Source organism: Alkalibacterium indicireducens (assembly GCF_039522005.1).
Classification (GTDB): Bacteria; Bacillota; Bacilli; order Lactobacillales; family Carnobacteriaceae_A; genus Alkalibacterium; species Alkalibacterium indicireducens.
This window is the reverse complement of the sequence record NZ_BAAADA010000126.1, coordinates 14,240-28,418: the sequence shown is the minus strand read 5'-3', so window position 1 is coordinate 28,418 and position 14,179 is coordinate 14,240. Positions and strand designations below refer to the sequence as shown.

General features: G+C 44.4%; 14 protein-coding genes. 7 read left to right on the top strand and 7 right to left on the bottom strand.

The window, feature by feature from the left end; all coding sequences use genetic code 11:
• Positions 1–64: 64 nt before the first annotated feature.
• On the bottom strand, positions 65–424 hold the full coding sequence (locus ABFX15_RS07830) for an SMP-30/gluconolactonase/LRE family protein (protein ID WP_346024904.1): 360 nt from the start codon (positions 422–424) through the stop codon (positions 65–67).
• Between the two features lie 138 nt (positions 425–562).
• Here ABFX15_RS07830 and ABFX15_RS07825 point away from each other — a divergent pair, with 138 nt between their 5' ends.
• The gene (locus ABFX15_RS07825; RefSeq protein ID WP_346024903.1) at positions 563–997 is read left to right on the top strand and encodes a GNAT family N-acetyltransferase; all 435 of its coding nucleotides are present in this window, start codon (positions 563–565) and stop codon (positions 995–997) included.
• Between the two features lie 89 nt (positions 998–1,086).
• On the opposite strand, the gene ABFX15_RS07820 is transcribed toward ABFX15_RS07825, so the two are convergent.
• Positions 1,087–1,869: an aldo/keto reductase gene (locus ABFX15_RS07820; protein ID WP_346024902.1), complete on the bottom strand. Its 783-nt coding sequence runs from the start codon at positions 1,867–1,869 to the stop codon at positions 1,087–1,089.
• A gap of 474 nt (positions 1,870–2,343) precedes the next feature.
• Between ABFX15_RS07820 and ABFX15_RS07815 the strand changes: the two genes are divergently transcribed.
• Together ABFX15_RS07815 and ABFX15_RS07810 are read left to right on the top strand one after the other, a co-directional pair.
• Complete coding sequence (locus ABFX15_RS07815; RefSeq protein WP_346024901.1) at positions 2,344–3,243, top strand: glycine betaine ABC transporter substrate-binding protein; 900 nt, start codon at positions 2,344–2,346, stop codon at positions 3,241–3,243.
• A 383-nt stretch (positions 3,244–3,626) separates the two neighbouring features.
• Complete coding sequence (locus ABFX15_RS07810; RefSeq protein WP_346024900.1) at positions 3,627–4,058, top strand: hypothetical protein; 432 nt, start codon at positions 3,627–3,629, stop codon at positions 4,056–4,058.
• A gap of 87 nt (positions 4,059–4,145) precedes the next feature.
• On the opposite strand, the gene ABFX15_RS07805 is transcribed toward ABFX15_RS07810, so the two are convergent.
• Positions 4,146–5,129 carry an NAD(P)H-quinone oxidoreductase gene (locus ABFX15_RS07805; protein WP_346024899.1) on the bottom strand — a complete coding sequence of 328 codons (984 nt, stop codon included), beginning with the start codon at positions 5,127–5,129 and terminating at the stop codon, positions 4,146–4,148.
• 425 nt (positions 5,130–5,554) lie between these two features.
• On the opposite strand from ABFX15_RS07805, the gene ABFX15_RS07800 reads away from it, so the two are divergent.
• Both ABFX15_RS07800 and ABFX15_RS07795 read left to right on the top strand, forming a co-directional pair.
• Complete coding sequence (locus ABFX15_RS07800) at positions 5,555–6,475, top strand: VOC family protein (protein WP_346024898.1); 921 nt, start codon at positions 5,555–5,557, stop codon at positions 6,473–6,475.
• Positions 6,476–6,509: 34 nt separating this feature from the next.
• Entirely contained in the window at positions 6,510–7,127 is a 618-nt protein-coding gene (locus ABFX15_RS07795) for an alpha/beta hydrolase (RefSeq protein WP_346024897.1), read from the top strand.
• Between the two features lie 23 nt (positions 7,128–7,150).
• Here ABFX15_RS07795 and ABFX15_RS07790 read toward each other — a convergent pair whose 3' ends face one another.
• Positions 7,151–7,894 (bottom strand): glucose 1-dehydrogenase, encoded by a 744-nt coding sequence (locus tag ABFX15_RS07790; protein WP_346024896.1) that lies wholly within the window; start codon positions 7,892–7,894, stop codon positions 7,151–7,153.
• A gap of 832 nt (positions 7,895–8,726) precedes the next feature.
• Here ABFX15_RS07790 and ABFX15_RS07785 point away from each other — a divergent pair.
• Positions 8,727–9,650 carry an ATP-grasp domain-containing protein gene (locus tag ABFX15_RS07785; RefSeq protein ID WP_346024895.1) on the top strand — a complete coding sequence of 308 codons (924 nt, stop codon included), beginning with the start codon at positions 8,727–8,729 and terminating at the stop codon, positions 9,648–9,650.
• 68 nt (positions 9,651–9,718) lie between these two features.
• Here ABFX15_RS07785 and ABFX15_RS07780 read toward each other — a convergent pair whose 3' ends face one another.
• A complete protein-coding gene (locus ABFX15_RS07780) occupies positions 9,719–10,672 on the bottom strand; it encodes a 2-hydroxyacid dehydrogenase (protein WP_346024894.1) in 954 nt (317 codons plus the stop codon).
• Positions 10,673–10,883: 211 nt separating this feature from the next.
• Between ABFX15_RS07780 and ABFX15_RS07775 the strand changes: the two genes are divergently transcribed.
• Complete coding sequence (locus ABFX15_RS07775; protein ID WP_346024905.1) at positions 10,884–12,122, top strand: dicarboxylate/amino acid:cation symporter; 1,239 nt, start codon at positions 10,884–10,886, stop codon at positions 12,120–12,122.
• A 415-nt stretch (positions 12,123–12,537) separates the two neighbouring features.
• Here the strand turns inward: ABFX15_RS07775 and ABFX15_RS07770 are convergent, their stop codons facing one another.
• Positions 12,538–13,827, bottom strand: coding sequence for a flavin monoamine oxidase family protein (locus ABFX15_RS07770; protein WP_346024893.1), 1,290 nt, complete (start codon positions 13,825–13,827; stop codon positions 12,538–12,540).
• 33 nt (positions 13,828–13,860) lie between these two features.
• A complete protein-coding gene (locus ABFX15_RS07765) occupies positions 13,861–14,136 on the bottom strand; it encodes a cation transporting ATPase C-terminal domain-containing protein (protein WP_346024892.1) in 276 nt (91 codons plus the stop codon).
• Positions 14,137–14,179: the final 43 nt, after the last annotated feature.

Here is a 14,179-nt window from a genome sequence, read left to right as displayed (position 1 = left end):
ATCAAGTGATAGTGATTAACGTTTGAGGTGATAGGCTTTCTAGCGGGTAAAACTTTATACTTTCCTATTCTACAATGAAAAATCGTCCTTTGGGATCCAGTTTCCCGTCATTGTAGCGCAGTCGATCATCCTTATTGGGCTGACAGATAAATGTCCGCTCTCCTGTTTCCGGATCGATACGGTAGATCCCGCTTTTTTCAGCAGACAAGAGCTTGCCTTCATTATCAAGAACCGCTGCTCCGACGGGGCCATCAGTTAAGTAAGTAGTCAATTCGGTTGTTTCCGGATTGAAACGATAGATGATTCCATCTGATATGGAAATAAAATACAGCTGCTGGTTCGATTCATCCCATACGGGCCCTTCAAGCAGTGCACTTCCGACATAGAAAATTAGTTCCGGTTCATATTTTAATTGTTCAGTCATTCTTGACATCCTTCCGGCTGATAGTTTCATGTAATATTTTCAATTCTAATCAATCTGTTTCTTCAATATTCAATTTTATTATACTCTTTTCCAGGTATACTAAGATTAAACTACGACAATGTGAATTGGAGTGCTTATATGACTAAAAATTATCCTGTTATTACATACAAGACAAACAGTCCGATATCCGTTTCTGTACTGACGGATCTATATGCCAGTGTCGAGTGGACCGGCTATACTGATCATCCGGACAAAATGGCCCGACTGCTTGACGGCAGTGCCTATCACAAGTCTGCCTGGCACGGCGATCGCCTTGTGGGACTCATCCGGGTGGTGATCGACCATGCATCGATTGTCTATATCCAGGATATCCTGGTCAGACCTGACTATCAGAGGTCAGGAATCGGTCGTAAACTGATGCAGTCTACGCTTGAAGCATTCGACTATATCAGGCAGACGGTTCTGATGACCGACGACAGCGAAGAAACTAAGGCCTTTTACCGATCTCTAGGGTTTATCTCTTCAAATGAACTCGGCGGTCTAGCTTTTGTAAAAATGAATGCGGACGCCTAGGCAGGCTGGACTTTCGGGTCTGATTCCTGTTTTCAGGAATATGGGCCCGTTTTTTTTCTGGCGACTCTTAAATCAATTACTTAGTTGCTTTACCATGGAAAATCTTTGCCTTCAATTTCCTCTATCCAGAATTGTCTCAGCGTTTGCTTCATTTCTTCAGACATAGGCACATCAGCCACTGACAGATTTCCTCTAACCTGCTCACTCGTCCGCATACCTGGGATAACCGTCGCTGTTTCCCGGTAAGAAAGAATATACTGAAGAGCTGCATCGATCATCGAGGCGTCCGGTCCAATAATTCCTCGGACTTTATCAACTAGCGCCCCTCTATATTCGATATCCGATTTGCTCCAGCGGCTCCTTACTCCTGTAAATGTACTGTCCGCATCATACTTTCCGGTCAGCCATCCCGAATCGAGCGGCACTTTGACTATCAGTCCTACTCCCTTATCATAAGCCGCAGTCATCTGTTCCAGAGGTTCCTGATAAAGGATGTTGAACATCACTTCGATAACGGTACTGTCCGATGTGGTGATGACTTCCTTCAGTTCTTCTCCTGTATCGACAGATGCACCATACGCTCGGATTTCCCCCTCTTTCTTAAGCTGCTTCAGCACATCAAACTGGGGAGAAGACCCGTTCAGATGGTCGAAGGGAGCATTGTGAAGCAGCAGACTGTCCAGATAATCGGTATTCAGACGCTTCAATGTGTCTTCTACTGAGTTGATCAAGTCACCCGGTTCAAAATTTGTCACCTTATCAGCCTGATGCCCGCACTTACTGCTGATGAGAACTTTGTTCCGTCTCCCTGAAAGAGCCTGACCTAAAATGCTTTCGCTTTTGCCGCCCCCCATATGTTGGCGCCGTATCAAAGAAATTGCATCACTGGTCCAATGCTTCGTGAACCAGACGAACTGCCTGTCAGTCACTCATTTCGGACCAGTCTGTTCCATTTCCTAACTGCCAGGCACCAAATTCTATTTCAGATACCTTAATTCCAGTAGTTCCCAACTGTCTTTTCTTCACCTGCATTCCCTCCTTAACATTTCCTTCCTGTTCATGATACCCCTCCATTAATCGAAGCGCCAGTTTCTACTATCAAACATCCCGATTAAATGAGAAACGATCCATTAGTTCCGGTTTGAATTACAAAATGAGAGAATTCTAATAATCTTTCAAAGATATTTACCCTATACCGATTAGGCGATTAATTTTCTTCTATCAGATTCTTCCTATTCTGTCAATTTTTGCCTCATACAACTATTTATGCTACGGTAATATGCGGAGTGAAAATTCAATGAAATTTTCATGAAATACTAAAATCACTAATGAAGGACACAACACGTATGATTAAATCAACACCTTTAAAACTCGTTTCTCTTGCTTCAGCCGGACTACTCCTGGCCGCTTGTGGAGACGATGCAGCACAGAACGGGGAAGACGCCAGCATAGGCGACCAGCTGGAATACACAATCACTGGTATAGAACCTGGTGCTGGTATTACCGAAACAACTGAACAGGCTCTGAATGCGTATGATAACCTGGGCGACTGGGAGCTGGAAACAAGTTCAACTGCAGGAATGATGGGTCAGATTGACTCGGCTATAGCAAATGAAGAACCACTAGTCGTTACCGGCTGGACCCCACACTATAAGTTCGAGATGTATGATTTGAAGTTTCTTGAGGATCCTGAAGGTATTTATGGCGACAGCGAGTTTGTCCACACCATGTCCCGTATAGGTTTTGAAGAAGATATGCCTGAAGCGTACGCTATCCTGGAAAACTTCTCTTGGGAAGTCGATGATATGCAGCAGATCATGCTTAATGCCCAGGATATGGAATTCGACGAAGCAGCATCAGACTGGATCGAAGAGAATCGTGACCTTACTGATAGCTGGGTCGAAGGTATAGAAGAAGTGGACGGGCAGTCGATTGAACTTGGGTCATTCCCATGGGATTCGGAACGTGCATCTTCACAAGTCATTTCACAGATCCTTGAAGAACACGGATTTGATGTTACTGTATCAAATGTCGATCCATCCATTCTCTTCCAGGCACTTGCTCAAGGTGAAGTAGATGCAACTGTTGCGCCATGGCTGCCGACAACACAGGGCACGTATCTTGAAGCATACGGTGACGACATCGTCGATATGGGGGTCAACATGGAAGGCACGATAATCGGGCTAGTTGTTCCTGAATATATGGATATTGATTCGATTGAAGATCTGACCGGAGACACTGAGTAAGATTATCAGTGTCCTGAAACAGCAAACCTATAGGAAAAGAGCTTGTAGTCTTTACTCTAAGCTCTTTTCCTATAGCACCGTTCAGTAATTGAATTAATCTGGACGGTTCAGCTGCTTTCTGAACCAACTAAATTCGGCAATTTGACAATTAAAACTAAACACAGCTGAGTGAACAGGTTCAGGATACAGAAAGAAGACTGAATGTTCTCAAGCGTGAGCTGTCACTGTCTGATGATTCATTCACGGAGAAACTGACTCAGGAACGCCAGAAACGACTGGAACTGAAGGATAAGATCAAGGAAATAAACGAAGCGTATAAAGCCGGACAGACTGTTCTGGACAGGCTCGATGCCACGCTAGACAAACTTGATTCAGCTGATTCCATGGCCACCTGGGATCTGTTTTCAGACGGATTATTCACTGACCTGATTAAATACAACAAAATAGATCAGGCAGAAAAAGAACTGACCCACCTTGAGACGGCCATCGCCCGATACAAGAAGGAACTGAAGGATGTTCAGATGGAAACAGATCTGACTTACGAGGAACTCGGTGAAATGCACCGCTTCTTTGATATTTTCTTCGATAATATCTTTTCTGACTGGAGTACGAAAGAAACCATCGGTCGAAACATCGATATGCTCAACGAGCTCTACTATGAAGTCAAAAATATCCAGAAACCCTTCAGAGCAACTACCGTTCAATCACAGCTGAAATCGAAGAGTCTGAATACTACTATTAAGAAAAGCTTTGTTAAACATTCTGCGAATCGCGAAAGCCAGCACCTTTTCTACATTAAATCCCGTCTGCTTTAGAGAAAAACTTCTGGAAGTCAGACGGGATCATTTTGTATGATGCTTACTGGTGAATACTTTTATTCTTGTAAATTTGTTAATAAAAAATCAGTCATCAAGAGATAGAATGATCTTTCCTAAGTTCTCATTGTCTTCCATCTGACGGTGCGCCTCTGGCAGGTCACTGAAAGGTACAACCGAATGAATGACCGGTGCGAGCCTTCCCTCTTTAAATAGAGGCAGACAGGCTTCAGAAAATTCTCTGGTCAGTTCAGCTTTATACTCATCGCTTCTAGGGGTGAGTAGTGTACCTTTTAAAGCGATCCTCTTTTTCATCAGGTCACCTAGAGAGACCGACTCTACCATCGCGCCTCCTAATGTCCCTATCAGGATCCACCGTGCATCTACCGAACAACTGGCTAAGTTCTTTTCCCAGTATGATGCCCCAACGAAATCCAGTATGACATCCACTCCATGCTCACCTGTCTGCTGCAGAACGACTTCATCGAAAGCTTCCTTCTTGTAATTGATTCCAATGCTCGCGCCAAGTTCTCTGGCCAGTTCAAGTTTTTCAGGCTGACCGGCTGTCGCTACAACTGCTGCTTCACTGAGGTAACGAGCGAGCTGAATCGCTGCAGTGCCTACTCCGCTTCCAGCTGCGTGAATAAGTACTTTTTCATGCTGTTTCAGTTCTCCGAGCCAGTAAAGAGTCTGATAGGCCGTCAGGAACACCTCGGGTATTGCGGCGGCTTCGTCAAAGGTCAGAGATTCAGGGATCACCATAGCCCGATCGGCCGGCATGGTCACATACTCGGCGTATCCCCCATGATTAACCAGCCCCATGACCCGTGTGCCTTCTGTTAAGTGGGTATGCTCCGAGTGGTTTTCGGCTACTACTCCGCTGACTTCCAAACCCAAAATGGGATAAGGCTTTTCAAGATCTGTATTCTGCCTCGTCAGCGTATCCGTACGGTTGATACCGGCTGCCTTTACCTCTATAAGAATCTCCCCTTCGGCCGGTACAGGCTTTTCTCTTTCCACTTTAGTCAGCTGATTTCTTCCCCCAGGTTTGTTGATTGTCCATGCTTTCATCTATCTTTTTCCCCTTTCTCCGCATCTGTTAAATATTTGTCTTTGCCAATGAACTTCTGGATTTGATGAATTGATTTCAAATGCTCCATCACCTTCATTCAGTATAAGGCCTTTCGTCATTTATCCTCAGTTATCTGTGAAAAATAACTGCCCCACCAGATTCTATATTTACTCAGTTCATCGACAGTCTCTTCCTTTATCTTATCATGTTTACACTGTTTTCGTGAGTCAGCACCTCTCTCATCACTATCATAGAACGAAATTTCAATCGAACAACTTGCAAGATCTGTATTACCAGTTAACCGGAATGTGCTAGTTAGACTAATCTCCGCTTCATTGATGTCTTACTGTTGACAAAAAGTAAGAAGTTGGTATACTTACTATATAATATCTCGAATTCGTAATAAAAAAAAGGGGCACTATTCATGAAAAAAACATCTGGCATTCATCACATCACCGCTATTGTCGGGCATCCACAGGAAAACGCTGACTTCTATTCTTCCATACTTGGGCTGCGACTGGTCAAAAAAACAGTGAATTTCGACGATCCACAGACTTATCATCTATACTTCGGAAACGGGACAGCTGAACCCGGTACGATCATCACCTTCTTCCCTTGGACGAGTGGCGCTCAGGGACAGATCGGCGGCGGACAAGTCGGTGTCACTTCCTTTGCCGTTCCTCCAGAAAGTCTTTCCTTCTGGGAAAATCGTCTGACAGAAAAAGGGATTGTGGTGCATAAAACCACCCGCTTCAATGAAACTGTCCTTCAGTTTGAAGATGTCCATGGTCTGCAGCTTGAACTAGTCGAACGCGAAGCCGGTTCTCAAAACACCTGGTCCAGCGATGGCCTTTCTCCAGAAGTGGCAATTAAAGGATTTGCTGGCGCTGTACTGTTCTCCACCAACCCGGAAGCGACTATTGAAACGCTGACCGGAACAATGGGGCTCAATCAATTATCTGAAGAAGATAACGTGATACGGCTGACAACTGAAGGGCCATCAGGTCATACCATCGATATCCCACTAGAAGCTTATTCATTAGGAGACATGGGCATCGGAACTGTTCACCATATAGCCTGGCGTGCATCCGACGAAACCGATCATCTAGAGTGGCAGAAACATGTGAGAGAAAAAGGTTATCAGGTCACAGAAGTCAAGGATAGAAACTACTTCAAAGCTCTTTATTTCAGAGAATATGGTAAATTGCTGTTTGAGATCGCATCAGATACTCCCGGCTTTACTGCAGATGAACCACTGGACAGTCTCGGTGAGTCATTGAAGCTGCCTGAACAATATGAAAAGCATAGAGATGAGCTTAATCGTGTGCTTCCTCTGTTAAACTAATTTTAAGCTTAATCAATTTAAAGGAGAGAGAGTAATGGAACACATTTTCAATAAAGGAACCGACACAACTGACCTGACTTTACTGCTGCTGCACGGCACTGGAGGATCAGAACGCGATCTGCTTCCACTTGCAGACGTGATTGATCCTGATGCAAATGTGTTGAGTGTACTTGGAAACATCAATGAAAACGGCATGGCCCGTTACTTTAAACGACTTGGTCCTGGCGTATTCGATGAGGACGACCTTAAGTTTCAGACGAAAGAACTGAACAGCTTTCTAGACAAAGCTGCTGAAGAATACGGTTTTGACCGTAGGAAAGTAGTCGCTGTAGGTTATTCCAATGGCGCAAATATTGCCGGAAGCCTGCTTTTCCATTACAGTGATGCACTTGCCGGGGCAATCCTTCATCATCCGATGGTTCCTTTAAGAGGACTTGATCTTCCGGACCTGACTGGCCTGCCTGTCTTCATCGGGGCCGGTACAAATGATCCGATCTGCCCGCCGGAAGAATCAACCGAACTGGAAAATCTGTTATCCGAATCAGGAGCTGAAGTGACCCTTCACTGGGAAAACTTCGGTCACCAGCTGACCTCAACAGAAGTTCAAGCAGCATCAGAATGGTTTGCTGCACAAAAAAATCGCCTGAAATAACAGGCGATTTTTTCTTTGTCTATTTACATGACCTGAATCAGTCCGCCATCTGCGATAAATTCCGCTCCAGTGGAATAACTGGATTCATCAGAAGCCAAGTATAGTACTAAGTTAGTAATTTCTTCAGGCTCCGCAAGCCGTCCTAATGGTGTCTTGCTGATCGTATCTTGAACCATTTCTTTAACGTCTTCCTGTTCGGTCATTGGTGTACGAATCGTTCCCGGATGCACTGAATTGACACGGATGCCATAAGGCGCATATTCGGCTGCCGCTGCTTTCGTCATGCCTCTTACAGCAAATTTGGATGCAATATAAGCGATATTGTTATTGCTTCCGACCATTCCAGCAACTGAGGAGATATTGATGATCGATCCGTTCTCAGCTTTTTTCATGGATTCCAGAACAAGTTTGATTCCAAGAAAGACACCATCCTGGTTGATCTCAATCGTTTTTCTGTACCCTTCCAGTGTTGTATCTTCAATTGACTTGGATGCGACAATTCCAGCATTGTTCACTAGTACTGAAATCGGTCCGAACGTTTCCTCCGTCTTATCGATAAGCGTCTTCCAGCTTTCTTCATTCGTAACATCAATCGGAATAAAGACTGCATTGTCTCCCAGATCATCTGCTACCTGTTTCCCATCTGAAGACTCCAGATCAGCGATGACAACCTTTGCCCCTTCTTTGACAAAGTACTTGCCATGCATCTTACCCATTCCGCCTGCTCCACCTGTAATGACTGCGACTTTTCCGTCTAAACGACCCATATTATCCGCTCCTTTACAGTATTTTGCTTCTATTCTCAACTTAACATGACTGGTATTAGTGGGCAAGTGAAACGGGTTATACATTCGATGTGAAAGTGACTTCTGGCACTTTCATCCTATTAGTAATGTTATGTAGTTAGCTATTAAATCAATTCTACTTATAGTTTGCTTTTTAAAATCAGTCACTACTATAGTTAAAGAAGCGCCTAGCTGCATTTCAACAGTAAATTTAAGACCTAATCTATACCTATGCGTTTTCTAGTTGTAGCTTATTTTTTTATGTGAATGTTTAATGTCGGTAGACGGTCTCTAGCTGTATTATATTTCCGAGCGTGCCTGTGAAATGCCATTAGACGGCTTCTAGTTATAGTTTATTTTCTTATGCACTTTTTTAATGTCACTAGATGGCTTCTAGCTGTAGTATATTTCACTACTTGGCTGTTAGCTGCCATTAGACAGTCGCTAGTTATAGTTTATATCCTTATGACCCTATAAAATGTCGCTAGATCCCTCTAGGATGTATCGATTTGGCCCTTAATGGGGCATTTCGGATTCTTCTTCTGAGGCGGCTTTGTTATTTACTTCTTCAATTAGTTCTCGCGCTACACTGTCAAACAATCCTCGGTCATCTTCCAATTGTTCCGGGAATGTACTTATATCATCCATATACTCGATTTCATCCGTTTTAATAAACCTAGGTAATTGACAGTTGAATACTCACACTCCTAAGTTATGCACCACTTCAATTCCTTCTATACGATTATACACTTGCAAAAAGTAAGTGTTTTCCGGATAATAGACAATGAGTTTACTGACAAAGGAGTACGTTTAAATGAAAAAAGTAATTATTCTGCATGAAAATATGGACTGGACTAAACACTTGATCAGACGTCTGGAAGAACTGAATGTGCCTTATGACGAATGGGACTTGTCAGACGGCATGATCGATATACAGGATTTGCCCGAAGACGCGGTCTACTACAACCGGATGAGTGCCTCTTCTCATACGAGAGGTCACCGCTACGCACCGGAACTGACTGATCAGATTCTGACCTGGCTGGAACAGAAAGAGGCAAGAGTCATTAACGGGACTGGCGCGCTCTCTCTTGAGGTCAGCAAGCTCAAACAGTATCTTGCACTTCAGGCCAGTGGGATTAGAACACCTTATACGATCGGTGCTGTCGGTAAAGACAACATCATCAAGGCAGCTGAAAAGCTGAATGAGTTTCCATTTATCATTAAGCACAACCGGGCTGGTAAAGGGCTTGGTGTCCAGCTTATCTATACAATGGATGAACTGAAGGAGTACATCAATGGGCCCGATTTTGAAGATTCGATTGACGGACTGAGTCTGATCCAGCAGTATATCCGTTCAGAAGACGGCCACATCATTCGCTCGGAATTTGTCGGACGTGAATACGTCTATGCCGTGAAAGTTGATTCGAGCAACGGCTTTGAGTTGTGTCCGGCCGATGCCTGCCAGATTGGACCTGACGGACAGCTGATTCAGGAAGATAGCAAGTTCAAGATCATCGACCGTCTGCCGGAAGACCAGATCGAACGCTACACGCATTTTCTGAATGCTCAGAATATCGATGTCGCTGCACTGGAATTCATTATCGATGAGAAAGGCGACGTCTACACATACGACGTCAATACGAACACTAACTACAATGAAGATGCCGAAAAAGAAGCCGGTCAATTTGCTATGCTTGAACTGGCTAAGTATCTGAAAAACGAACTGGATGCAATTTAAGACTGGCATTCAAATAAATCGGACAAAATGAAACGGGCCGTCTCGATAAGAGGCAGCCCGTTTTTATTTTACCTGATAATATTCTTAGGATTTCCTTCGATGAAAGCCAAGGTGTTGTCAAAAGCTATATGCGCCCGCTTAACCATTGCCTCATCTGTCAGATAGGCCACATGAGGAGTCAGCACCGCATTTTTTGCCTTAAGCAGAGGATAGTCTTGTGGAAGTGGCGGTTCCATATCGAAGACATCGATACCCGCTCCGCTGATCTCATCCTTGTTCAAAAGATCAGCCAGTGCCTGATTGTCGACGATCGGTCCTCTCGCACAATTAATCAGAATAGCTGATGATTTCATTAAAGCCAGTTTTTCTGAAGAGACGAGTCCTTTCGTTTCGTCGGTCACCGGCAGATGAAGGGAAAGGATGTCACTTTCCTTAAAGACCTCGTCAAGCGATTTGTAGACAAGTCCCAGATCCTTAGCTTCCTCTTTTTCTGTGCGACTGTATCCGATCAGGTCTGCTCCGAAGGCTTTGAATAGCTGAGCCGTTTTCAGCCCTATGTTGCCTGTCCCTATAATGCCGACTGTCTTCCCGTGGATTTCTCTCCCTTGAATCATGCCGGGGAAATCTACTGATCTGACATCCTCGTTCCCCTTTGAGATTGCCCGGTAGACAGCCAGAGTCAATCCGATGACCAGTTCTGCAACAGACTGATCCGAGTAGCCTGCTGCATTAGCAATACTGATGCCTTTTCGATCAGCCGCTTTTTTACCTACATGGTCCACACCTGTGAATGCGACGTTGATCAGCTGAGTCTTGTCCAAAGCATCGACCACTTCTTCCGGGAAGGGATTGTTTCCGATCATGACGATGTCCGCATCTCTGCTTCGTTCGATCAGTTCATCTGTATCTGTAGTCTTCTCGTTATAGTAGATAAACTCATGACCCTTGTCTTTAATGGGCTGGGCCAGCCGTTCGATCAGTGTTTCAGGGACACGCAGCGATTCAATCAGTGCAATTTTCATTTATACATCCACTCCAATTCCTGTTTATCTCTTCTACTATATCATCCGACAAGATAAAAAGGGAGCCAGCGTGATTGTTTTAAATTAATTTCCACTTTTATATTTCTAATTGTTTCCTAATATAGTATACTAGTCAGACCATCCTTTTTAGGAGGAAAAAATAGAGGTCTTTAAAGGACAAAATTTAGGGGAGGAATTTATTATGAAAAAGATGCATTCACTTAAGTTCGGGCTGGTCCCGAAACTGCTTCTGGCTATTCTACTGGGGGTTATTGTCGGTCAGATCCAGTTCATACCTGACTTTATTCTGCAGATCCCAGTCACTGTATCAAGTCTGTTCAGCAGTCTGCTGTCTTTCATTATTCCATTGATGATCGTAGGGTATGTGGTCAAAGGGATTTCAGATATCTCACAAGGGGCAGGAAAGCTTTTAGGCCTTAATGCCCTGCTTGCCTATTCATCGACTTTGATCGCTGGGTTCATCGCTTATTTCCTGGCGTCTTCACTCTTTCCGCTCTTTATAGATGCGTCGGTGAGAGACACTGTACAGGAAGAAACTGCTGCCTTGGAACCACTATTTACTTTGCCGCTCGATCCATTATTCGGTGTTACATCGGCTATCGTCTTCGCTTTTCTTTTTGGCATATTTATTTCATGGCTGCGTGAAGATGGCAAAGGAGAAACCATGTACCAGTTCTTTAATGATTTCGGGGAAATCATTACACTAATTTTGAAATCTGTCATTATTCCGCTACTACCCGTTTTTATTTTCGGTAACTTTCTAAATCTAAGCTATACTGGAACGGTCTTTTCATTACTATCCGTATTCTGGCGTGTCGCCTTGATCGTGATTGCTCTCCAGCTGCTTCTTATTACGATCATGTTCGTACTGGCAGCCCTATACACTGGGAAAAATCCTCTCACACTTATGAGAAATCAGATTCCCGCCTATTTCACTGCCTTAGGGACACAGTCATCGGCCGCAACTATTCCAGTCAATATGGAATGTGCACGTAAAAATGGAGTATCCAGAGAAATTCGTGAATTCGTCATTCCCTTGAGCGCCACGATCCACCTCATGGGAAGCATGGTGGCCATCACGTCCTGTGTGACAGCTGTACTACTGATGTTCGACATGCCGTTTGGGTTCGGTATTATGGCCAGTTTCATTGCCACTCTAGGAGTTGCCATGGTTGCCGCTCCGGGAGCACCGGGGGGAGCTATCATGAGTTCCCTGCCATTCGTCTATATGGTCGGCATCGATCCGACTGGTACTCTGGGCAACCTGCTGATTTCACTTTATATCACTCAGGACAGTTTTGGCACGGCCGCAAACGTTTCGGGTGACAATGCGCTCGCTTTGATTATTGACAAAGTATATGCCACATACTTCCTTAAAGACGTCCCTGCTGTACAAGATGATGTAGTTCCAGAAGTATCAGAACTGTAAAGATTTTACTAATGATGGGAACCCAGCATATAGCTTCCGGGTTCCTTTTTTTATATCCAGATGCGTCGTGCCGTACTGTTCAATAACTAATCAACTTAAAAATATTTAACAGACACAGGTTCATCTCTCAGTAACTGTAGGGGCGGTTGAATGCCTCATAAACACAACTTATGAGGCATTCATACCTGTTTTAGTTAGACGAGTGCCTCATATCACAGAGTTATGAGCGATTCGCTGCTCTTTTACTATGCTGAACACCTCATATACGACTAATATGAGGCATTCGCCTGATCATTCCAGTCTCTGCACGCATCCAGTCCCGGTATTTGGCCCATCTCATCTTCTGAAATGACGAAAAGACACTGGCTGGGGGGCCAGTGTCTTCCTCTTCATCTTTATTAGTGCGTTGATTGCTTTATTTTTCCATTGCCTCGATCAGTCGTTCTGCACTTTGCTTGCCGGAGCGGATAGCCCCTTCCATAAAGTGAGGGAACTGCGGAGCCAGTTCAGTGCTGGCAAACACGACTTGTTCAAAAGGTACGCTTAAGAAGTCATCAGCATCCTCGTTGCCTTCTGTGTGGATCATCGCACCGTATCCCCCACCGGTGTACGGCGAGTCGACCCAGATACTTTCTTCTATATCTTTATAGCCTTCTGCCTCTTCCCCAAAGACATCAATCAGGCGATCCAGAGCGAAATTCTCTCTGACTTGCGGGGGAACTTTGACCAGATCTTTGGCCTTGTCTCCACCTATGAACATCGTCAGACGGTTTTCATCTTCACCATTAGACGAGTCCATGACATTGACACCTTCGTTTCCAACATAAATGACACCGAATACCTTCTTCTCTTTTCCACCAACTTTATGATGTCTCCAGAAATCTTCGTCGTACAGGAAAGTCAGTTTGATGACTGAGCCATCCAGGAAGCTGTCCAGGGCTTCACGGAAGTGGTTCTGAAGAGATTCCGGCATGTCGATACGGTTGGCCACGGTCGGTGGAATCGCCAGTATAAGTGCACGTCCCTCAAACGTATTCCCGTGTTCAGTTTTAATATGATAGGTCTCTTCGATTTTATCGATTGAAATTACCGGCTCGTGATAATGGATCGCATCACCCAATTGACCTGTCAAATGAGTAATCACATTATTCAGGGGACCGCTGGCCTGATATTTAAGCTCACTTTCTCGCGTCGTGATCCGGCTGATCAGTTTTCTTGCTGCTTTGGCATTGATATAGTCACTGCTTACAGTCGTTTCAGCAGCAATGTAACTCTTCAGCATTTTCTGTTCCCACTTGTCTTCTATCGACTGGCTTAAAACTGTTGATAGTGGTGAGTGTTCTTCAAGTTCATAATCATTCAGCAGCTCCTGATTTTCAGTTATGCTGAAATTGATCGCTTTCTTGTTTTTCTCGTTGATAACGATCGACTCATCTGCCAGGCGCGTGTCTTTCAGTTCCATGCCGGCTCCCTCGATCAGGCTGATCATTTCTGTCATATCCTTGTTGACAAACTGAGCCCCTTTTTCATAGAATCGTTTGCCATCTTCAGAAAACTCGGTATAGACCTTTCCGCCTGCGCGATCGCTGGCTTCGAGCACTTTAAATGAAAATCCATTTTCCTTCACTTTTACTGCGGCAGATAACCCTGCCAAGCCGGCTCCGACGATCACTACATCGACCGGTTCATTTTTATGTCTGTACATAAGCTGTCCTCCTGAAGGGCTTCCCTTACCTTTTTATTTTCGTTTAAACACATGATGAGTCAGATATTTTTCTATTTCCACTACGATAAAGACGATCAGTCCAAGTCCAATAGGGAATAGCCAGTAGAACGCTTCTATCGGATATAACCCGAGGGCCTCGCTTAAAAATGGCACATAGGTGACAGCGAGCTGAAACAGGATAAGCAGAGCCGAAACAATGAAGGCTGCCTTATTATCAAAGAAATGCCTGTTCAAGCTGAAATGCCGCTCATTTCTCACATTGAAAAGATGGAAGATCCAGAGATTCACTCTATTGATCGGCTTTTTTAGCCAAAGTAATCAGACAGCCTTC